We start from the raw sequence: 21,499 nt of genomic DNA, 5'->3' as shown, positions 1-21,499 counted from the left end.
CAAGGTTCCGGGGTTTGCGTTTGCGCCCGGCCTTGGACCTTCTGGCGCAGGTCGGGCCGCTGCCGGCGGGCGATGTGGTCGATCTGGTCTGCGGCGATGGTGCGGTGGGGCCGGCGCTGCGGCAGGCCTTCGCCGACCGGCGGCTGATCGGGGTTGATGACTCGCCTGCCATGCTGGCGCAGGCGCGGGGCTATGAGGCGCTGCACGAGGCCGATATCGCCACCTGGCACCCCGAGACGCCGCCCGCGCTGATCTTTTCCAATGCGGCGCTGCAATGGCTGCCCGGTCACGCCCGGCTGATGCCGCGTCTGGCGGGGCTGCTGGCGCCGGGCGGGGTTCTGGCGGTGCAGATGCCGGGGCAGGGGGCGGCGCCCTCGCATATGCTGCTGCATCAGGTTGCGGCGCGGCTGTTCCCCGACCGTTTTTCGCCCGACCCGCCGCCCGCACCCGTGGCCCCGCTCGGCGAATACTGGGCGATGCTGGCGCCCCTGGGCGCGGTCAGCGTCTGGGAAACCACCTATCTGCAAGCCTTGCCCGCCGATGCCGCCGCCCATCCGGTACGCCGCTTTACCGAAAGCACCGCGATGCGGCCGATCGTTGCGCGTCTGAACGCGGATGAGGTGGCGCCCTATCTCGCGGCCTATGACGCCGCGCTGGCCGGGGCCTATCCGCCGCTGGCGGACGGGCGCGCGCTGATGCCGTTTCGGCGGCTGTTCTTCACCCTTGTCAAAGGATGAAGTCCGAGGCCCGCAACGTCGAGACCCCCAGCACGTCCACCGACATGTCGGCGCGCCCGTCGCCATCCATGTCGAACAGGGCGCGCGATCCGGTCGTGGTGGTGATGAACCGCACCTCGCCCGCGTGATGGCCAAAGGCGGCGCGGCCGATGAAATCGCCGGTCGCGATCAACTGGTCAAAGTTGATCTTGTCGCCCTGCAAGCGGCGGAAATCCTCGATCACGTCTCGGGTGGTGGCGCCGGGGCCGCTTTCGCTGCGGGCGATGAACTTGAAATGATCGGCGCCCGCGCCGCCGATCAGCCGGTCCTTGCCGCCGCCGCCGATCAGCGTGTCATTGCCCGCGCCCCCCAGCAGCCGGTCGCGGCCCGTGCCGCCAAAGAACAGATCGTTGCCGCCATTGCCCAGCAGCGTGTCTTCGCCGGTGCCGCCATAAAGCGTCTCGCGCAGGGCACCGCCCACCACCCGGTCATTCTCGGCCCCGCCATCCAGCAGGTTGTAGCCGTCACCGCCAAACACCGTGTCATTGCCGGCCCCGGCATAGATGCGGTCGCCCCCGGCCTCGCCATAGAGGCGGTCATTGCCGGTCGCGCCCTCGATCGTGTCATTGCCATTGCCGCCATAGGCGGTGTCATTGCCGCCGCCCATTTTCAGGTGGTCATGCCCGTCCATGCCGTCAAAGCGGTTGGTGTTGTAGAAATTGCTTTCGGGCTGATCGGTGATCCTGTCGTTGAAGGCGCTGCCGCGCACATGGTTGACGCCGTGGATGCGGTCGCCTTGCGCATCGCCGCCATAGCTGGTGCTGGTATCGCCCGCGATCAGACGCACATCCACCGCCGCCGAGGAGGTGGTGTAGAACACCCAATCGGTGCCATCCGACCCGCCCGACATCGAATCCGCCCCGGCACCGCCCACCAGCGTATCGGCCCCGTAATTGCCCGACAGCGTGTCGTTCCCGGCATCGCCGAACAGCAGGTCATTGCCATCGGCGGCGTTGATCGTGTCATTGCCCGCGCCGCCAAAGACGGTGTCATTGCCATCGGCCGCGTCGATCGTGTCGGCCCCGCCCGGGCCCGCATTCGACGCATCGCCATAGAGCAGGTTGCCCAGTTCGTTGCCCTGGATGTAATCGGTGCCATTGCTGCCGCGCGCGTTCTCGATCAGGCCGACCACGATCAGGCGATGCCCCCAATTGCCGGGGTTGTAATAGAAGCCCGACCCCGAGGTGCTGGAGGGCGGATAGCCATGACCCAGGCGGATATCGGTCGCCAGGCTGTAGACGCCCTGGATCACGATCCAGTCGATGCCGCTGCCATCGTCGTTGACGGTGATCGTCTCGGTGCCGGTGGCCAGCTGATCCACGATATAGACATTGTTCGCCATTCCCAGCCCTTTCCCGGCTTGAAAGCCCCCCCTTTCAGCGCGGCCTGACCGGGCGCGGGGGCGGTTTTCGTCAATCTTGCATGGGGTTGGCCGGACCTCTACCCCCATGCGGGGTATGGCCGCACCGCCATGGCGATTTTGATGGGGTCAGTGTCGCTATCTGCCCATTTTTCGGCTTTCATGTCGCTACTGTATCGCGCAGGGCGCGCCACCCCGGGGGAGGAAAAGCATGGCTTTCAGGACCGATATCGAAATCGCGCGCGAGGCGCAGAAAAAGCCCATCCAGGAGATCGGCGCCCGGCTTGGCATTCCGGCCGAACATCTGCTGCCCTATGGTCATGACAAGGCCAAGGTCGGGCAGGACTTCATCAAAAGCCTCGCAGACCGCCCGGATGGCAAGCTGATCCTGGTGACCGCGATCAACCCGACCCCGGCGGGCGAGGGCAAGACCACAACCACCGTGGGTCTGGGCGACGGGCTGAACCGCATCGGCAAACGGGCGGTGATCTGCATCCGCGAGGCCAGCCTTGGCCCGAATTTCGGCATGAAGGGCGGCGCCGCGGGCGGCGGCATGGCCCAGGTCGTGCCGATGGAGGAGATGAACCTTCACTTCACCGGCGATTTTCACGCCATCACCAGCGCGCATAACCTGCTGTCGGCGATGATCGACAACCACATCTATTGGGGCAATTCGTTGGGCATCGACGAACGCCGCGTGGTGTGGCGCCGGGTGATGGACATGAACGACCGCGCGCTGCGCGATATCGTGGTGTCGCTGGGCGGCGTGTCGAACGGCTTTCCGCGCCAGACCGGCTTTGACATCACCGTCGCCTCCGAGGTGATGGCGATCCTCTGCCTGTCGAAAGACCTGCCGGATCTGCAAAAGCGGCTGGGCGATATCGTGGTCGCCTATACCCGCGACAAGACCCCCATCTATTGCCGTGACATCAAGGCCGATGGCGCGATGACGGTGCTGCTGAAGGACGCGATGCAGCCCAATCTGGTGCAGACGCTGGAGAACAACCCCGCCTTCGTGCATGGCGGCCCCTTTGCCAATATCGCCCATGGCTGCAACAGCGTGATCGCCACGCAGACCGCGCTGAAGCTGGGCGAATATGTGGTGACCGAGGCGGGCTTTGGCGCCGATCTGGGCGCGGAAAAGTTCTTTGACATCAAGTGCCGCAAGGCCGGGCTGAAACCGGCGGCGGCGGTGATCGTGGCGACGGTGCGCGCCATGAAGATGAATGGCGGCGTCGCCAAGGCCGATCTGGGCGCCGAGAATGTCGGCGCCGTGCAGAAGGGCTGCCCCAATCTGGGCCGTCACATCGCCAATGTGAAATCCTTTGGCGTGCCGGTGGTGGTGGCGATCAACCATTTCCACGGCGATACCGAGGCCGAGGTTGCGGCGGTCAAGGATTATGTCGCGCGGCAGGGCGCCGAGGCGATCCTTTGCAAGCACTGGGCGCAGGGCAGTGCCGGGATCGAGGATCTGGCGCGCAAGGTGGTGGCGCTGGCCGAAAGCGGCGCCAGCCATTTCGCGCCGCTCTATCCCGATGACATGCCGCTGTTCCAGAAGATCGAGACCATCGCGAAGCGGATCTACCACGCCGATGCGGTGCTGGCCGACAAGTCGATCCGCGATCAGCTGAAGGCATGGGAGGCGGCGGGCTATGGCCATCTGCCGATCTGCATGGCCAAGACGCAATACAGCTTTACCACCGATCCCAACCTGCGCGGCGCGCCCACCGGCCATTCGGTGCCCGTGCGCGAGGTGCGCCTGTCGGCCGGCGCGGGCTTTGTCGTGGTGATCTGCGGCGAGATCATGACCATGCCGGGCCTGCCCCGGACACCAAGCGCCGAGGTGATCCGCCTCAATGATCAGGGTCAGGTCGAGGGCCTGTTCTGACGAAAGCCGAGGGGCCTTGCCTTGAACTTGCGCCCGCGAGCGGATACCTCGCGGGCATGCAACCCGGAGGGCGTGATGAAGGCTCCGCAAGAATGCCGGAACATGGCGGAACTGCGCGTTGAGATCGACGCGCTGGACCGTCAGTTGGTGGCGCTGCTGGCGCGGCGTGCCACCTATATCGACCGCGCGACCGAGCTGAAGCCGGCCGAGGGATTGCCTGCACGCATCGACGACCGGGTCGAGGCGGTGGTCTCCAAGGTGCGGGCTTCGGCGCAAGAGACCGGGCTGGACGCCGATCTTGCCGAAGCCCTGTGGCGGCGGCTGATCGACTGGTCCATCGCCCGCGAAGAACAAGTCCTGGGCCGCTGAGCCCCATCTGACAGGAGAGCCCGCATGACCGCGGCAATCATCGACGGCAAGGCATTCGCGGCCCGCGTTCGGGCCGAGGTCGCGGCCCATGTGGCCCGGCTGAAAGAGGAACAGGGGCTGACCCCCGGGCTTGCCGTGGTGCTGGTGGGCGAAGACCCCGCAAGCCAGGTCTATGTCTCGTCCAAGGGCAAGCAGACCGTCGAGGTGGGCATGACCTCGTTCGAACACAAGCTGCCCGCCGATACGCCCGAGGCCGATCTTCTGGCGCTGATCGCGCGGCTGAATGCCGATCCGGCGGTGCATGGCATTCTGGTGCAACTGCCGCTGCCGGGGCATCTGAATTCGGAACTGGTGATCAATTCGATCGACCCGGCCAAGGATGTGGACGGCTTCCACATCTCCAACGTCGGGCTGTTGGGCACCGGGCAGAAAAGCATGGTCCCCTGCACGCCGCTGGGCTGCCTGATGATGCTGCGCGACCATCACGGGTCGCTGTCGGGGCTGAACGCGGTGGTGGTCGGCCGGTCCAATATCGTGGGCAAGCCGATGGCGCAGCTGCTGCTGGGCGACAGCTGCACCGTGACCATCGCGCATAGCCGCACCCGCGATCTGCCGGCGGTCTGCCGCCAGGCCGATATCCTCGTGGCCGCCGTGGGCCGCCCCGAGATGATCAAGGGCGATTGGGTCAAGCCGGGCGCCACGGTGATCGACGTGGGCATCAACCGGATCGAACGCGACGGCAAGACGCGGCTGGTGGGCGACGTGGATTTCGCCGGGGCCGCCGCGGTGGCCGGCGCGATTACCCCGGTGCCGGGCGGGGTCGGGCCGATGACCATCGCCTGCCTGCTGGCCAATACACTGACCGCCTTTTGCCGCAGCCATGGGTTGAGCGAACCGCAGGGTCTGACCGCCTGACCCCGCCGCCTGCGCGCCCCGGGACCGGGGCGCGAACCCCATTGACAGCACAGGCCGAGCCTTTATTTCTGGGCACCGGGTGTAGTTGGTGCGGGGCTTATGGCGGCGTTTCTGAGCATAATTCGGACCGATTTCCGCAACCCTTTGCTGTATGCCGCCTGGGCGGCGCTCAGCGTGCTGATTGCCATTGCCGGGCCGTTCGGCAGTTATATCGTCATGCCCTTGCCGTCGCGGCTGCTGTTCTGGGCCACCACAATGGGGGCGGGCATGATGGTCGGGATCGTGATCCGCGCGCTGCTGACCGGCCCGCTGGGCCTGCGCAACCGGCAGCTTGTGGTGCTGTCTCTGGCCACGCTCTGCGCCGCGATCATGACCCTGCCGCTGCATGCGCTGCTGCATCGTCTCGTGCCGCTGCGGCTGGCTGATGAAGTGTCCCATGGCGATGTCGCGCTGTTCATCTTTGCGATCTCGCTGGTGATCAGCGCCTTTCGCCACGGCATTGCCCAGGGGCCGGGCGCCGTGCGCGCCTTGCAGCCCGAGGTCGATCAAGACCCGCCCGACCTTGAGCGCGCCGATCTCGACCTGCCGCGCATCGTCTTGCGGCTGGAACCGGCATTGCAGGGCCGGTTGATCGCGATGACGGTGCGCGACCATTACGTCGATGTGCATACGACCGAGGGCAAGGGCAGCGTGTTGATCCGCTTTGCCGATGCCATCGCCGAGGCCGAGGGCGAAGGGGGCGCGCAGATCCACAGGTCGCATTGGGTGGCCTGGTGGGCGGTCAAGGGGATCGAGCGTGACGCCGGCAAGCTCTGGGTGCGGCTATGCCCCGAATTGCGCCTGCCGGTCAGCAAGACCCATCGCGACAAGCTGGAGGGCCGCGACTTCGAGGTTCAGGCCGCCGAATAGGGCAGGGCAAGGCAGCGCGCGCCCGTCACCACCGCCACCGCCCCCGGCCCCATCAGCGCGCCGAGCGCCGGGTCACCGCAGGCAAGCCCGCCAGTATAGGTGCCATAGGCCGGCAAGATCAGCCGCCTGTCGCCGTCAATCAGGAAACAGGGCCGCCGCTGCCCCGCCAGCCGCGCCTTGGGGTGGTAATGGCCCGAAACCTCGGCCGCGCCGCCGGGGGTCGCGATATGACGGAAATGCAGCCCGCCATGCTGCCATTCGGCCAGATGCGTGCCGCCGATCACGCCGGGGCCGGGGTCGTGATTGCCCTCGGCCCAGATCCAGAACCGCCCCGCCATCTGCCGCGCCAGCCAGTCGCGATCCTGCGGATCAAGCTCGGCCCCCGCCTCCAGATCATCGAAACTGTCGCCCAGACACAGCACCGTCGCCGGGTCGGTCCGCGCCAGATCCGCGTCCAGTTTCATCAGCGTCGCGCGGGTTTCATAGGGCGGCAGCAACCCGCCGCCGCGCCGCGCCAGACGCAGCGCCTTGCCCAGATGCAGATCGGCCACCACCAGCAGCCGCGCGGCAGGCCAGTGCAACCCGCCCGAGGGCAGCGCCACCAGATCGGCGCCGGCAAAGGTGAAGGCATATCCGCTCATGCCCCTGACTTGCCCCAAGCCGGGGGGCGGCGCAATCCCGGCTGTCAGGGATCGACCGGGATCATCGTCGCCTGCATCAGCGCGATACAGGTCTCGTCATCGCCGCGCAGGGCAAAGACCTCGGCCCGGCAGACGGTCAGGCGCCGCCCGGCCCGGGCCACCTCGCCCCGCGCGATCAGCCGGTCGCCCAGACAGGGCGCCAGCAGGTTGATCTTGGCCTCGACCGTCATCACCTCGCGTCCCTCGGGCATCAGGGTCAGCGCGGCATAGCCGGCGGCGGTATCGGCCAGCGCGAAGGTCAGTCCGGCATGGCCCGCGCCATGCTGCTGGCGCGCGCCGTCGGAAATCGGCGCCTCCAGCACGACGCGGCCGGGGGCCAGATCGGCCAGCCTTGCGCCAAAGGTCTGCATCAGGCTTTGCTGCGCGAAACTCGCGCGGATGCGGTCTTCCATCCGGTCTTTCCCCCCTGCGCCTCAGGTCAGGCCCGCCGCCGCCATCAGACGTTGCGCCGCGGCCTCGGCCAGCCTCTCCTGCGCCTGACCCTGAACCGGGATCCGCCCCGGCTCAAGAAACAGCGGCGCGGCAAAGGGTGTGACGCTGCGTAATCGCACAAGGTCGATCCGGCCGCGCACCCGGGCCAGCATCGCCTCGATCCGGCTGAAATCGACCAGACCGCGCATCGCCTCTTCGCGCGTGATGTCCAGCATCAGATGCCCGGGATCAAAGCGGCGCAGCGTGTCATAGAGGATGTCCGAGGAAAACGCCGCCTGCCGCCCGCTCTTGCGTCGGCCCTGATGGCTGCGCTCGATCAACCCGGCGATGATGGCGGCATTGCGAAAGGTGCGCTTCATCACCGCATTGCCGGCCAGCCAGCCCTCCAGCCCCTCGCGCAGATCCTCGGCATCGAACAGCCCGTCCAGCCGGGTGACCGGCTCCAGCCCCCAGATCAGCGTCGCGTGATCGGTGCAGACAAAGCCCAGCGGCGCCAGCCCGCGCGCCTCCATCCGCCGGGTGAGCAACAGGCCCAGCGTCGCCTGCGCATTGCGCCCGGCAAAACCGTAGACGCAGAGATGTTCGCGCCCCTCATGCGGAAAGCTCTCGCAGAGCAGCCGGTCCGGCGCGGGCAGGCGCGACACCTCGGCCTGAAGCGCCAGCCATTCGGCGGTATGGGCCGGCAGATCGGGCCAGCGCCCGGCCTGCAACAGGCGCAGGATCCGCTCCGACAACCGGGTCGAGGTGGCGAATTTCGTGCCGCTGAACACCGCCACCTTGGGCTCGCGCCCCGGGCTGCGGCTGACCTCCACCGTCATCTCGCGCAGGCCCTCGTGCCGCACCACCTCGCCGCCGATCAGAAAGGTGTCGCCCGGGGTCAGGCTGGCGGCGAACCCCTCCTCCACCTCGCCCAGCGGCACACCGCCGCCGCGCCCCTTCAGCCGGACCTTGAGCAATTCGCTGTCGATGATCGTGCCAAGGTTCTGGCGGATCACGGCGGCGCTGCGCGGGTCACGCAACCGCCAACGCCCGTCACGCAGCATCAGGCGCTGCCAGCGATCATAGGCGCGCAGCGCATAACCGCCCGTCGCACAGAACGTCAGACAGGCATCGAAATCGCGGCGTGTGAGACCGGCATAAGGGCCGGCGGTCACCACCTCGGCATAAAGCGCGTCGGCCGTGAAGGGACCGGCACAGGCGGTGGCCAGAATGTGCTGGCACAGCACGTCGCGCGGGCCGGGGCCGCGCGGCTCGCCATCCAGATCGCGGGCGCGCACCGCCTCCAGCGCGGCCTGGCATTCCACCACCTCCCAGCGGTTCGCCGGCACCAGCAGCGCCTTGGAAGGCGCGTTGTAGCGGTGGTTCGCCCGCCCGATGCGCTGCACCAGCCGCTTCACATTGCGCGGCGCGCCGACCTGGATCACCAGATCCACATCGCCCCAGTCGATGCCCAGATCCAGCGTGCCGGTGCAGACCACCGCGCGCAGCTGACCCGCCACCATCGCCGCCTCCACCCGCGCCCGCGCCTCGCGCGAGAGACTGCCGTGATGGATGGCGATCGGCAGATTGTCGGTATTGGCCAGCCACAGATGATGGAAAAAGATCTCTGCCTGCGCCCTTGTATTGTGAAAGATCAGCGTGGTGCGATGGCGCCGCACCTGATCGAGGATCGCCGGGATCGCATGCCGCCCACCCCCGCCGGCCCAGGGCGGCGGGGCGCCGGTATCCAGCATGGTGATATCGGGCTCTGGCCCCGGATCGGCGAGCAGCACCTCTGCCCCGCCCCCCAGAAACCGCGCCAGCGCGGCGGGGTCTTCCACTGTCGCCGAAAGCCCCACCCGCCGCAGCCCCGGCGCCAGCACCTGCAACCGTGCGAGGCCCAGCATCAACTGATCGCCGCGCTTGCTTTCGGCAAGGGCATGGATTTCATCCACCACCACCCGCCGCAACCCGGCAAAGACCCGGGCCGCGTCTTCGTGGCTCAAGAGCAGCGCCAGGCTTTCGGGTGTCGTCAGCAGGATATGCGGCGGATCGGCGCGCTGGCGCCGGCGTTGCGTCTGGCTGGTATCGCCGCTGCGATCCTCGATGCGGATCGGCAGGCCCGCCCCCTCCACCGGGCGGCGCAGGTTACGGCGGATATCGGCGGCCAGCGCCTTCAACGGCGAGATATAGAGCGTATGAAGCCCCGGTCGCGGATCCGCGGCGATCTCGGCCAAGGAGGGCAGAAACCCCGCCAGCGTCTTGCCGCCGCCGGTGGGCGCGATCAACAACGTCGATGCCGCCTCTGCCCGGGCCAGCATCGCCTGCTGATGCGGGTGCAACTGCCAACCTTGCGCGGCAAACCAGTCGGAAAGGGCGGGGGGCAAGGCGGTCATGGCGCCAAGATAGGCTTTTGCCGAACGGTGACCAGAGCCTGCCTCTTGCTCCTTGGCAAAATACTCCGGGGTCCGGGGCAGCGCCCCGGTCCGCCCTGACCGTTGCGCGCGGCGGGCGGGCGGGGGGGGGGGGCCCCCCCCCCCCCCCCCCCCTCCGCCCTGACCGTTGCGCGCGGCGGGCGGGCGCCGGGGGCCACCCCCCGGACCCCCGGAGTATTTCGGCAAGAAGCAAGGCAGAAGGCTTGCGCCCAAGGCAGCGGCGGCCTAGGGATCGGGGATGAAGATCCTGTTTCTGGGCGATGTGATGGGGCGCGCAGGGCGTGCCGCCATCGTGGAGCGGCTTCCCGGTCTGCGGACCGAATGGGGCCTCGATTTCGTGGTGGTCAATGGCGAGAACGCCTCGTCGGGGGCGGGGCTGACGGCCGATCATGCCAAGGCGCTGCTGGCGGCGGGGGCGGATTGCCTGACGCTGGGCGATCATGCCTTTGACCAGAAGGACATGCTGCCCTTCATCGAGCAGGAAAACCGCATCCTGCGGCCCCTGAACTTTGCCAGACTGGCGCCGGGCAAGGGCGCGCGGGTGTTTTCCGACACGCGCGGGCGCAAGGTGCTGGTGGCGCAGGTGCTGGGGCAGGTCTTCATGAAGCGGCCCTTTGACGATCCGTTTTCGGCCATCGACGCCGTGCTGAAGACGCAGACGCTGGGCGGGGCGGTGCAGGCCGCGGTGATCGACATCCATTGCGAGGCCACGTCGGAGAAGATGGCCATGGGCCATTGGTGCGACGGCCGGGCCAGTCTGGTCGTCGGCACCCATACCCATGTGCCCACCGGCGACGCCCAGATCCTGCGCGGCGGCACCGCCTATCTGAGCGATGCCGGCATGTGCGGCGATTATGACAGCGTGATCGGCATGGAAAAGCTGGAGCCGATGCGCCGTTTCGTCACCGGCATGCCGAAGGAGCGTTTCACCCCTGCCAATGGCCCGGCCACCCTGTCAGGCGTCTATGTGGAGACCGATGACCGCACCGGCCTTGCCAGCCGGGTGCGCATGATCCGTATCGGCGGGCGGCTGGAGGAGGCGCGTCCCTGATCCGCCGTCTTTTGCGGCATGATCGTCCGGCGCAGCCGCTGGACAGGGACTTTCTTCCCTTTCTGCGGCCCGGAACGGGGCTGCGGCAACGAATCCTTTGCCAGACGGGAAATTATTATCTACTCATTCGGTCGAGTTTGATCGGGAGGCGACATGCTCGGATTGGAACTGGCGCAGGAAACCCAGGCCTATGTGTCGCTGGCGATCCTGTTTGGCATGTTTGTGCTGTTCGTGCGCGAAACCTTCCCGGTGGAGGTGACCGCGATGATCGGCGCGGCGGCGATGATCCTGGTCGGCATCCTGCCTGAAAAGGAGGCGCTGAAGGTTCTGTCGAACAATGCCCCCTGGACCATCGCGCTGATGTTCATGGTGATGGGCGGTCTGGTGCGCACCGGCGCGGTGGAGCTGATGATCAACGCGGCCGAGGCCCATGTCGGCAACCGGCCCAAGACCACGATTGCGGTGCTGTTCCTGTTCGTGGGCCTTGCCTCGGCAGTGATGAACAACACGCCTCTGGTGGCGGTGATGATCCCGGTCGTGATGCAGATGGCCAACAAGCTGGGCGTCGCGCCGTCGAAAATGCTGATCCCGCTCAGCCATATGACCGTCATGGGGGGGATGATCTCGCTGATCGGCACCTCGACCAACCTGCTGGTCGATGGCGTGGTGCATGGCGCGGGCCTGCCGCATTTCGGCCTGTTCGAGATCGCCCCGATGGGCTTGGCGGTGCTGCTCGTGGGCGGGGCCTATCAGGCGCTGTTCGCCAACCGCCTGCTGCCTGAGCGGCAGTCCATGGCCTCGCTGCTGGGCGACCGCAAGCGGATGAAGTATTTCACCGAGGTCGCGATCCCCGAGGATTCGGTGCTGGTCGGCACCCCGGTTCTGGAGGTGCAGCAGTTCAAGCGCGCCGGCGTGCGGGTGGTGGACGTGCTGCGCGGCGATCTGTCCTTGCGGCGCGACCTTCAGGCGGTGGTGCTGGAGGCGGGCGACCGTGTGGTCTTGCGCACCGAGATGTCGGAACTGCTGGACATGCAGAACCGCACCGACATGCGCATCGTGGACAAGCTTTCATCGGTGCAGACAGAGACGGTAGAGGTGCTGATCACCCCCGGTTGCCACATGATCGGGCGCAGCCTGGGCGAGATGCGGCTGCGCCGGCGCTATGGGGTCTATGTGCTGGCCGCGCATCGCAAGAGCCAGAATATCGGCCGGCAACTGGACGAGCTGGTGGTGCAGGTGGGCGATACGCTGCTGCTGGAAGGCGCGTCCGAGGATATCCGCCGTCTGGCCGATGACATGGACATGGTCGATGTGTCCAAGCCCAAGCAGCGCGCCTATCGTCGGGGCAAGGCGCCGATCGCCATCGGCGCGCTGGCGGCGGTGGTGGTCCTTTCGGCGTTTGAGGTCGCGCCGATCTATACGCTGGGCTTCTTTGCCGTCGGCCTGATCCTGATCACCCGTTGCATCGACAGCGACGAGGCGTTCAGCTTTGTGGACGGGCGGCTGCTGGCGATGATCTTTTCGATGATCGCGGTCGGGCAGGGGCTGGAACAATCCGGCGCGGTGACGCTGATCGTGGAGGCGGTGGAGCCTCTGATGACCGACCTGCCGCCCTTTGCCATGATCATGGTGGTGTATCTGCTGGGCATGGTGCTGACCGAATTCCTGTCGAACAACGCGGTCGCGGTGTTGTATACGCCGATTGCCATCAGCCTGGCGCAGCAACTGGGCGTGGACCCGCGCCCCTTTGCGGTGGCGGTGATGTTCTCGGCCACGCTCGCCTTCGCGACGCCGGTCGGATATCAGACCAACATGATGGTTTACGGCCCCGGCGGCTACAAGTTCACCGATTTCACCCGGCTGGGCCTGCCGCTGAACATCCTGCTCTGGCTGCTCTGTTCGGCGCTGATTCCGCTGATCTGGCCGCTTTACCCCTGACCGGGCAAGGGGGGCAGGGGTTGCCCGCGCCCCCTTGGCTGGTGTAGAGGACGCCATCACCGTATCAGGGACCGGAGTCTGGGGTCATGGCAGGCCATTCGAAATGGGCGAACATTCAGCATCGCAAGGGCAAGCAGGACAAGCTGCGCTCCAAGATGTTCTCGAAGCTGGCGAAGGAAATCACCGTCGCCGCCAAGATGGGCGACCCTGATCCTGACAAGAACCCGCGCCTGCGTCTGGCGGTAAAGGCCGCCAAGGCCGTGTCGATGCCCAAGGACGTGATCGAACGCGCGATCAAGAAATCCATCGGCGGCGATGCCGAAAGCTATACCGAAATCCGCTACGAAGGTTATGGCGTCGGCGGTATCGCGGTGATCGTCGAGGCGATGACCGACAACCTGAACCGCACCGCCTCGAATGTGCGCAGCTATTTCACCAAATGCGGCGGCAATCTGGGGCAGACCGGTTCGGTCGCGCACAGCTTTGACCGCGTGGGCGAGATTTCCTATCCGATCTCGGCCGGCGATGCCGATACGGTGATGATGGCCGCCCTTGAGGCCGGCGCCGACGATGTGGAAACCGATGAGGACGGCCACTGGATCTATTGCCAGGTCGAAGACCTGTCCGAGGTTTCCGATGCGCTGGAAAAGGCGCTTGGGGAATCGACCGAGTCGAAGCTGATCTGGAAGCCGCAATCGCGCACCGAGGTCGATCTGGACACGGCGCAAAAGCTGATGCGGCTGATCGACATGCTGGAAGAGGATGACGACGTGCAGACCGTCACCCATAATTTCGACGTGCCCGAAGACGTGGCCGCCCAGCTCTGATACCCGAAAGGCCCCCCGCGCGGGGGCCTTTGCATTCTAGCGCCGGCGCCGCTTGTTGCCGCCGCGCTGGCCCGCGCGCCCGGCGGTGGAGCGGCCCGAGGATTTCACCGCCTCCTCCACCGCGTCCTCGATCACCGATTGCCGCGCCAGCGGGTCGTCGGAAACCGCCAGTTCCACCGCCTCCAGCCGCTTCACCTCGTCGCGCAGGCGGGCGGCCTCCTCGAATTCCAGGTTTTCGGCGGCCTTGCGCATCTGCGCGCGCAGCGCATCCAGATGGGCGGCCAGGTTCTGCCCGACCATCGGTTTGTCCACCTTGGTCGTGATGCGTGCCTGATCGGTATCGCCCTGCCAGAGGCCGGCCAGCACATCCTCCACGTTCTTCTTCACCGTTTGCGGCGTGATGCCATGCGCCTCGTTATAGGCCATCTGCTTTTCGCGGCGGCGGTTGGTTTCGGCCAAGGCGCGTTCCATGCTGCCGGTGATGCGGTCGGCATACATGATCACGCGGCCTTCGGCATTGCGCGCGGCCCGCCCGATGGTCTGGATGAGCGAGGTTTCCGACCGCAGGAACCCTTCCTTGTCCGCGTCCAGAATAGCGACCAGCCCGCATTCCGGGATATCCAGCCCCTCGCGCAAGAGGTTGATCCCCACCAGCACGTCAAAGGCCCCCAGCCGCAAATCCCGCAGGATTTCAATGCGTTCGATCGTGTCGATGTCGCTGTGCATATAGCGGATGCGGATACCCTGTTCGTGGAAATATTCGGTCAAGTCTTCGGCCATCCGCTTGGTCAGCGTGGTGACCAGCACGCGCAAGCCTTGCGCCGCCACCTTGCGGATCTCGTCCAGCAGGTCATCGACCTGCATCTCCACCGGGCGGATTTCGACCACCGGGTCCAGCAGGCCGGTGGGGCGGATCACCTGTTCGGCAAAGACGCCGCCGGCCTGCTCCATCTCCCATGCCGCCGGGGTGGCGCTGACAAAGATCGACTGCGGGCGCATCGCGTCCCATTCCTCGAACTTCAGCGGGCGGTTGTCCATGCAGGAGGGCAGGCGGAAGCCGTGTTCCGCTAGCGTGAACTTGCGCCGATAGTCGCCGCGATACATGCCGCCGATCTGCGGCACCGAAACATGGGATTCATCCGCGAAAACAATGGCATTGTCGGGGATGAATTCAAACAGCGTCGGCGGCGGCTCGCCCGGGGCGCGGCCGGTCAGGTAACGCGAATAGTTTTCGATCCCGTTGCAGACGCCCGTCGCCTCCAGCATTTCCAGATCGAAATTGCAGCGCTGTTCCAGCCGCTGCGCCTCCAGCAGCTTGCCCTCGGCCTGCAACTGTTCCAGTCGCTGCCGCAGCTCCAGCTTGATGCCCTTGATCGCCTGCTGCATCGTCGGGCGCGGCGTCACATAATGGCTGTTCGCATAGATGCGGATCTGCTTGAACACATCGGTCTTCGCCCCGGTCAGCGGATCGAATTCGACGATGCTTTCCAGTTCCGGCCCAAAGAACGAAAACCGCCAGGCGCGATCCTCAAGGTGGGCGGGCCAGACCTCAAGGCTGTCGCCGCGCACCCGGAAGCTGCCGCGCGCAAAGGCCGCGTCATTGCGCCGGTATTGCTGCGCCACCAGTTCGCCGATCACCTGCCGCTGTTCATACATCTGCCCCACGATCAGATCCTGCGTCATCGCCGAATAGGTTTCGACCGAGCCGATGCCGTAGATGCAGCTGACCGAGGCCACGATGATCACATCGTCGCGTTCCAGCAATGCCCGGGTGGCCGAGTGGCGCATCCGGTCGATCTGTTCGTTGATCTGGCTTTCCTTTTCGATATAGGTGTCCGACCGCGGCACATAGGCTTCGGGTTGGTAGTAATCGTAATAGCTTACGAAATACTCAACGGCGTTATCCGGGAAGAAGCCCTTGAATTCGCCGTAAAGCTGCGCCGCCAGCGTCTTGTTGGGCGCGAGGATGATCGCAGGGCGCTGCGTCTCCTCGATGATCTTGGCCATGGTAAAGGTCTTGCCGGTGCCGGTGGCGCCCAGCAGCACCTGATCGTGTTCGCCGGCCTGCACGCCGGCGGTCAGTTCCGCGATGGCGGTCGGCTGGTCGCCCGCCGGCTGAAAGGGCGATTGCATGACAAAGCGCCGACCGCCTTCCAGCTTGGGGCGGGTCAGCACGTCGGGGCGGGGGGCGGGGGCGTTGGTATTGTTGTGGGGCATGACGACTCGCGGGGCTTGGCCCCACAGGATGATCCGTTTTTGTTCCTGTTCAAGGGCGGAAATCGGGGCGGATTCAGGTTTTCGCAACCTTTCTTGCCGCAAGGTAAAGGAGAACGATTCAATTTTTCAGATTAGTCATGTAAATTGTGCATCTTTTAGTTGCATTTCATCTGGACCACACGCAAGATGAAGGGGCAAGCAACGCACTGTCGGCTGGCCCGCCACACCCACCCCACACTCCCAGGCCGGCCGACAGGACTTGCAAGAAAAAGGCCGGGGCAAAGCCCGGCCTTTTCGCATTCTGCCCTGTTGGCACGGTCAGCCCTGCAAGGTCCGCACGCCGTAGCCTTCGCTGCGGGCCTGCATCGCGGCGACGGCGGCGATGGCGGCGGCGGCGGTGGTGAAGTAGGGGATCTTGTCCATCAGCGCCACGCGCCGGATATCGCGGCTGTCGGCGATGGCCTGGGTGCCCTCGGTCGTGTTCATCACCAGCGCGATCTCGTTGTTCTTCAGCGCATCGACGATGTTCGGGCGCCCCTCATAGACCTTGGCGACCGGTGCGGCCTCGATGCTCTGCGCCTTGAGCCAGATCTGCGTGCCGCGCGTGGCGACGATCTGGAAGCCCAGCCCCACCAGACCACGCGCCGCAGCGGCCATGGCCTCGGTCTTGTCGGCATCCTTGATCGACACGAAGACCCGGCCGCTTTCCGGCAGCAGCGTGCCCGCGCCCATCTGCGCCTTGAGGAAGGCCAGCGCGAAGGTGCGATCCCAGCCCATCACCTCGCCGGTGGAGCGCATCTCCGGCCCCAGCAGCGGATCGACGCCGGGGAAGCGGGCAAAGGGCAGCACGGCCTCCTTGACGCTGAACCAGGGCGTGATCGGGTTGGCCAGCGTATTGGCATCGGCCAGCGGCAGCACCGTGTCGGGGCCGACCCCCGCCGCATAGGGCGCGCGTTCGGGGAAGTTCGCCAGCTTTTCGCCCGCCATCAACCGCGCGGCGATCGAGGCGATGGCGCTGTCGGTCGCCTTGGCGACGAAAGGTACGGTGCGGCTGGCGCGGGGGTTCACCTCCAGCACATAGATCACACCGTCCTTGACCGCGAATTGCACGTTCATCAGGCCCACGACATGCAGCGCGCGCGCCATCAGCACGGTCTGGCGCTTCAGTTCCTCGACCGTTTCGGGGCTGAGCGAATGCGGCGGCAGGCAGCAGGCGCTGTCGCCCGAATGGACGCCGGCCTCTTCGATATGTTCCATGATGCCGGCGACATGCACCGCCTCGCCGTCGCAGAGCGCGTCCACATCGACCTCGATCGCGCCCGACAGATAGCTGTCCAGCAGCACCGGGTTGTCGCCCGAGACCTGCACGGCGGTGGCGATATAGCGTTCAAGCTGGTCGTCCGACCGCACGATCTCCATCGCGCGGCCGCCCAGCACGAAGGACGGGCGGATGACCAGCGGATAGCCCACCTGCGCGGCCACGGCAAAGGCCTCGTCGCGCGACCGGGCGGTGCCGTTGACAGGCTGTTTCAGCCCCAGTTCATGCAGCAGTTTCTGGAACCGCTCACGGTCTTCGGCCAGGTCGATCGCATCGGGCGTGGTGCCGAGGATCGGGATGCCTTCCTCATGCAGCGCATTGGCAAGCTTCAGCGGCGTCTGGCCGCCGAACTGCACGATCACGCCATGCAGGGTGCCGTTTTCCTGCTCCACCCGCAAGATTTCCAGCACATGTTCCAGGGTCAGCGGTTCGAAATACAGCCGGTCCGAGGTGTCGTAATCGGTCGAGACGGTTTCCGGGTTGCAGTTGACCATGATGGTTTCATAGCCCTGCGCCGTCAGCGCGAAACAGGCATGGCAGCAGCAGTAATCGAATTCGATCCCTTGCCCGATCCGGTTCGGGCCACCGCCCAGGATGACGACCTTTTTCGCGTTGGAGGGTCGGCTTTCGCATTCCACATCCCCCATCGCGGGGGCCTCGTAGGTGGAATACATGTAGGGCGTCTGCGCCTCGAATTCGGCGGCGCAGGTGTCGATGCGCTTGAACACCGCCTTGACGCCCAGATTGCGGCGGGCGCGACGGACCTGCGCCTCGTCCCGGCCGGTCAGCCGAGCCAGGCGGGCATCGGTAAAGCCCAGCATCTTGACCGCGCGCAGCCCTTCCTCGGTGACGGGCAGCCCGTCGCGGCGCAGCACCGCCTCGGCCTCGATGATCTCGCGGATACGGGCAAGGAACCAGGGGTCAAAGCTGGTCGCCTGCTGGATCTCGTCATTCGACAGCCCCTCGCGCATGGCTTGCGCGATCACGCGCAGCCGGTCGGGGGTCTGCTGGCCGAGCGCCTTGAAAATGGCGGCCTTGTCGGGCGCGCCGGGCACCGCGATTTCGTCAAAGCCGCTGAGGCCGGTTTCCAGGCTGGCCAGCGCCTTTTGCAGCGATTCATGGATGGTGCGGCCGATCGCCATCACCTCGCCCACCGATTTCATCGCGGTGGTCAGGTGCGGTTCCGACCCCGGGAATTTTTCAAAAGCGAACCGCGGGATTTTGGTGACCACATAATCAATAGAGGGTTCAAAGCTGGCCGGTGTCACTTTCGTGATATCGTTGTCCAGTTCGTCCAGCGTGTAGCCGACGGCCAGTTTCGCCGCAATCTTGGCAATGGGAAAGCCCGTGGCCTTGGACGCCAGCGCCGAGGACCGCGACACGCGCGGGTTCATCTCGATCACCACCATGCGGCCATCGGCCGGGTTGATCGCCCATTGCACGTTGGACCCGCCGGTCTCCACCCCGATCTCGCGCAGCACGGCGATGGAGCCGTTGCGCATGATCTGGTATTCCTTGTCGGTCAGCGTCAGCGCCGGGGCCACGGTGATGGAATCGCCGGTATGCACGCCCATCGGGTCGATATTCTCGATGGAGCAGACGATGATCGCGTTATCCTTGCGGTCGCGCACCACCTCCATCTCGTATTCTTTCCAGCCCAGCAGCGATTCATCGACCAGAACCTGCGCGACCGGGCTGGCCTCCAGCCCCGATTTCACGATGGCTTCGTAATCGTCGCGGTTATAGGCCACGCCGCCGCCGGTGCCGCCCAGGGTAAAGGCCGGGCGGATGATGGCCGGAAGGCCCACATATTCCAGCTGCTTCATCGCCTCGGCCACGCCCGAGGCAATGTCATACTTGCCGTTCACCTTGGGTGCCGCGACGATGGTCGCCTTGGGGTTTTCCAGCCCCAGCCGGTCCATCGCCTCGCGGAACAGCTTGCGATCTTCTGCCATTTCGATGGCCTGGCGATTGGCGCCGATCAGCTTGACGTTGAACTTTTCCAACACGCCCATGTCATCAAGCGCCAGCGTGGTGTTCAGCCCGGTCTGCCCGCCCATGGTGGGCAGGATCGCGTCGGGGCGTTCCTTCTCGATGATCTTGGCGACGACCTCGGGGGTGATCGGCTCGATATAGGTCGCATCGGCCAGCCCCGGATCGGTCATGATCGTCGCGGGGTTGGAGTTGACGAGGATGACCCGGTATCCTTCTTCGCGCAGGGCCTTGCAGGCCTGGGCGCCGGAATAGTCGAATTCGCAGGCCTGCCCGATGACGATGGGCCCGGCACCGATGATCATGATCGACGAGATATCGGTTCTTTTCGGCATGGAGGCCCCCGTATGTGTTCCGCGTGTGCGCGCCGCTGCCCCCGGAAGGGGAGCAAGGAAGGATTCTGGGCGAAGCGCAAATTGTCGGGGGTTATAGTCACGCCGGGCCGGGGCGCAAGGGCTTATCGCCGCACGGGCGTTCTGGCCGCGCGGGCAGGCGGCGCCGGGGGGCTGCGAAGGGTCGCGCGCGGGCTGGTCCGGGCGGGCCGGGGCTGCTAAGCCTCGGTCAAAGGAGAAGCCCGACGTGATCCTTCTGGAACATGGCCCCGAGGGCCGGCCCGCGATGTTCGACGCTCCGCGCGATCTGGTCGTGGCCTGGCAGCCCGATGAGGTCGCGCCCGCGCTGGCGCGGCTGGATGCGGCGCGCGCGTCGGGGCTTTGGGTCGCGGGCTATCTGTCCTATGAGGCGGGCTATGCGCTGGAGCCGCGGCTCGCCCCGCTCATGCCGCAGGATCGGGCGCATCCGCTGCTGGCCTTTGGCCTTTACGAGGGGCCGGGGGCGGCCGTCACCCCGACGGGCGACGCGCATCTGTCGCCGTTGCGTCCGCTGGTCAGCCGCGACGCATATGGCGCGGCCTTTGACAAGGTCGCCGCCTATATCCGCGCCGGGGATTGCTATCAGATCAACCTGACCTTCCCGATGGAGGCCGATCTGAACGGCGATCCGCGCGAACTTTATGCCGCGCTCAGGTCGCGGCAGGCCGTGGGCTTTGGCGCGCTGGTCGATCTGGGCGTGGGGCCGGCGATCGTGTCGCGCTCGCCCGAGCTGTTCTTTTCGGTCACCGCCGGCGGGCGTATCGAAAGCCGCCCGATGAAGGGCACCGCGCCGCGCAGCCCCGACCCCGAGGAAGACGCCGCCCTGGCCGAAGACCTGTGGCGCAGCGAAAAGGGCAGGGCCGAAAACCTGATGATCGTGGATCTCTTGCGCAACGACATCTCGCGCCTGGCGCGGGTCGGGTCGGTCAAGGTGCCCGAACTTTTCGCGGTCGAAGCCTTCGCCACCGTCCACCAGATGTCGTCGCGCGTGGTGGGGCAATTGCTGGAACCGCCCGCCATGGCGCGGCTGATGCCCGCGCTCTTTCCCTGCGGGTCCATCACCGGGGCGCCCAAGATCCGCGCGATGGAAATCATCCGCGAGGTCGAGCCGCATGCCCGCGGCGTCTATTGCGGGGCGATCGGCTGGATGGCCCCCGATGGCGCGGCCACCTTTAACGTGGCGATCCGCACGCTGTCGGTCTTTGGGCAACGGGTGGTGCTGAATGTGGGGGGTGGGGTGGTCTTCGATTCCACCGCGCAGGGGGAATGGGACGAGGCGCATTGGAAGGCCCGCTATGCGGCGGTGCTGAGCCGATGACCGGTCCCGTGACCCTGATCGAGACGATGCTCTGGGATGGCGCCGCCTATCCGCGCCTGGCCCTGCATCTTGCGCGGCTGACGGCTTCCGCCAGGGCTTTCGGGTTGACCTGTGATCCGGCGGCGATCCGGGCGGTGCTGCCCGCGCCCGACGGTGCCGCCCGGGTGCGGCTGACGCTGGATGCCGACGGGCCGCAGGTCACCCTAGGGCCGCTGCCGCCGGCGGCCGCGCACTGGCGCGTTGCGCTGGCCGAGGCACGGCTTGACAGCGCCGACCCCTGGCTGCGCCACAAGACAACCCGGCGCAAGCTTTATGACGAGACGCGCGCCACGCTGCCCGCCGGCATTGACGAGGCGATCTTTCTCAATGAACGCGGCGAGGTCTGCGAGGGCACGATCACCAACCTGTTCTTTGATCGGGGGCAGGGGATGCGCACGCCGCCGCTGACCTCCGGGCTGCTGCCCGGCGTGCTGCGCGCCGAACTGGCCTGCCCCGAGGAGCTGCTGTCCGCCGCCGACCTGCCCCATGTCAGGCTCTGGCTCGGCAATGCCCTGCGCGGGCTGATCCCCGCGGTCTGGTTGGGGTGAGCCAAAATCTTCGACGAAGATTTTGATCCGATCCTTCGACGAAGGATCGGTCCGGCCATGGCCGGCCGGGCTTGACTTGGCCGCCGCCCCGGTGTGTATCGGCACGTCAGATGAAA

The 21,499-nt window shown here is 66.4% G+C and carries 16 protein-coding genes; 10 read left to right on the top strand and 6 right to left on the bottom strand.

Annotated features, from left to right (window positions below; genetic code table 11):
* Positions 1–32 precede the first annotated feature (32 nt).
* On the top strand, positions 33–737 hold the full coding sequence (locus FOA17_RS08605; protein ID WP_238991769.1) for a methyltransferase domain-containing protein: 705 nt from the start codon (positions 33–35) through the stop codon (positions 735–737).
* Here the strand turns inward: FOA17_RS08605 and FOA17_RS08600 are convergent.
* Positions 727–2,118, bottom strand: coding sequence for a calcium-binding protein (locus FOA17_RS08600; protein WP_162528207.1), 1,392 nt, complete (start codon positions 2,116–2,118; stop codon positions 727–729). The two genes, FOA17_RS08605 and FOA17_RS08600, sit on opposite strands and share 11 nt — an antisense overlap.
* Before the next feature lie 229 nt (positions 2,119–2,347).
* Between FOA17_RS08600 and FOA17_RS08595 the strand changes: the two genes are divergently transcribed.
* The 4 genes from FOA17_RS08595 to FOA17_RS08580 all read left to right on the top strand — a co-directional run bounded on the left by FOA17_RS08595 (position 2,348) and on the right by FOA17_RS08580 (position 6,217).
* Complete coding sequence (locus FOA17_RS08595) at positions 2,348–4,024, top strand: formate--tetrahydrofolate ligase (RefSeq protein ID WP_149141058.1); 1,677 nt, start codon at positions 2,348–2,350, stop codon at positions 4,022–4,024.
* 75 nt (positions 4,025–4,099) lie between these two features.
* Positions 4,100–4,393, top strand: coding sequence for a chorismate mutase (locus tag FOA17_RS08590; protein ID WP_149141057.1), 294 nt, complete (start codon positions 4,100–4,102; stop codon positions 4,391–4,393).
* Positions 4,394–4,417: 24 nt separating this feature from the next.
* The gene (gene folD / locus FOA17_RS08585) at positions 4,418–5,308 is read left to right on the top strand and encodes a bifunctional methylenetetrahydrofolate dehydrogenase/methenyltetrahydrofolate cyclohydrolase FolD (protein WP_149141056.1); all 891 of its coding nucleotides are present in this window, start codon (positions 4,418–4,420) and stop codon (positions 5,306–5,308) included.
* 99 nt (positions 5,309–5,407) lie between these two features.
* Positions 5,408–6,217 carry a LytTR family DNA-binding domain-containing protein gene (locus tag FOA17_RS08580; protein WP_149141055.1) on the top strand — a complete coding sequence of 270 codons (810 nt, stop codon included), beginning with the start codon at positions 5,408–5,410 and terminating at the stop codon, positions 6,215–6,217.
* On the opposite strand, the gene pdeM is transcribed toward FOA17_RS08580, so the two are convergent.
* From pdeM to FOA17_RS08565, 3 genes are read right to left on the bottom strand one after another with little or no spacing between them, the layout of a single operon-like run.
* A complete protein-coding gene (gene pdeM, locus FOA17_RS08575) occupies positions 6,202–6,858 on the bottom strand; it encodes a ligase-associated DNA damage response endonuclease PdeM (protein ID WP_149141054.1) in 657 nt (218 codons plus the stop codon). The genes FOA17_RS08580 and pdeM overlap by 16 nt on opposite strands.
* Positions 6,859–6,902: 44 nt before the next feature.
* Positions 6,903–7,310 carry a PaaI family thioesterase gene (locus FOA17_RS08570; RefSeq protein WP_149141053.1) on the bottom strand — a complete coding sequence of 136 codons (408 nt, stop codon included), beginning with the start codon at positions 7,308–7,310 and terminating at the stop codon, positions 6,903–6,905.
* 21 nt (positions 7,311–7,331) lie between these two features.
* Positions 7,332–9,725 (bottom strand): ligase-associated DNA damage response DEXH box helicase, encoded by a 2,394-nt coding sequence (locus tag FOA17_RS08565; protein ID WP_149141052.1) that lies wholly within the window; start codon positions 9,723–9,725, stop codon positions 7,332–7,334.
* A gap of 277 nt (positions 9,726–10,002) precedes the next feature.
* Here FOA17_RS08565 and FOA17_RS08560 point away from each other — a divergent pair, with 277 nt between their 5' ends.
* The 3 genes from FOA17_RS08560 (at position 10,003) to FOA17_RS08550 (ending at position 13,580) form a co-directional block, all read left to right on the top strand.
* Positions 10,003–10,815, top strand: a complete 813-nt coding sequence (locus tag FOA17_RS08560) for a TIGR00282 family metallophosphoesterase (protein ID WP_149141051.1) — start codon at positions 10,003–10,005, stop codon at positions 10,813–10,815.
* 153 nt (positions 10,816–10,968) lie between these two features.
* Positions 10,969–12,753, top strand: coding sequence for an SLC13 family permease (locus tag FOA17_RS08555; RefSeq protein ID WP_149141050.1), 1,785 nt, complete (start codon positions 10,969–10,971; stop codon positions 12,751–12,753).
* 86 nt (positions 12,754–12,839) lie between these two features.
* Positions 12,840–13,580: a YebC/PmpR family DNA-binding transcriptional regulator gene (locus FOA17_RS08550; RefSeq protein WP_149141049.1), complete on the top strand. Its 741-nt coding sequence runs from the start codon at positions 12,840–12,842 to the stop codon at positions 13,578–13,580.
* Positions 13,581–13,616: 36 nt separating this feature from the next.
* Here FOA17_RS08550 and uvrB read toward each other — a convergent pair whose 3' ends face one another.
* Positions 13,617–15,797 carry an excinuclease ABC subunit UvrB gene (gene uvrB / locus FOA17_RS08545; protein ID WP_149141048.1) on the bottom strand — a complete coding sequence of 727 codons (2,181 nt, stop codon included), beginning with the start codon at positions 15,795–15,797 and terminating at the stop codon, positions 13,617–13,619.
* 318 nt (positions 15,798–16,115) lie between these two features.
* Positions 16,116–19,442 carry a carbamoyl-phosphate synthase large subunit gene (carB, locus tag FOA17_RS08540; protein ID WP_149141047.1) on the bottom strand — a complete coding sequence of 1,109 codons (3,327 nt, stop codon included), beginning with the start codon at positions 19,440–19,442 and terminating at the stop codon, positions 16,116–16,118.
* 244 nt (positions 19,443–19,686) lie between these two features.
* Between carB and FOA17_RS08535 the strand changes: the two genes are divergently transcribed.
* Positions 19,687–20,796 carry an aminodeoxychorismate synthase component I gene (locus tag FOA17_RS08535; RefSeq protein ID WP_149141046.1) on the top strand — a complete coding sequence of 370 codons (1,110 nt, stop codon included), beginning with the start codon at positions 19,687–19,689 and terminating at the stop codon, positions 20,794–20,796.
* A complete protein-coding gene (locus FOA17_RS08530; protein WP_238991768.1) occupies positions 20,793–21,383 on the top strand; it encodes an aminotransferase class IV family protein in 591 nt (196 codons plus the stop codon). Before FOA17_RS08535 ends, FOA17_RS08530 begins: the two co-directional genes overlap by 4 nt.
* Positions 21,384–21,499: the final 116 nt, after the last annotated feature.

Origin of the sequence: Gemmobacter caeruleus, assembly GCF_008271655.1 — a bacterium.
Taxonomy (GTDB): domain Bacteria; phylum Pseudomonadota; class Alphaproteobacteria; order Rhodobacterales; family Rhodobacteraceae; genus Gemmobacter; species Gemmobacter caeruleus.
The sequence above is the reverse complement of the archived record's forward strand: the minus strand, read 5'-3'. Positions and strand labels throughout refer to the sequence as shown.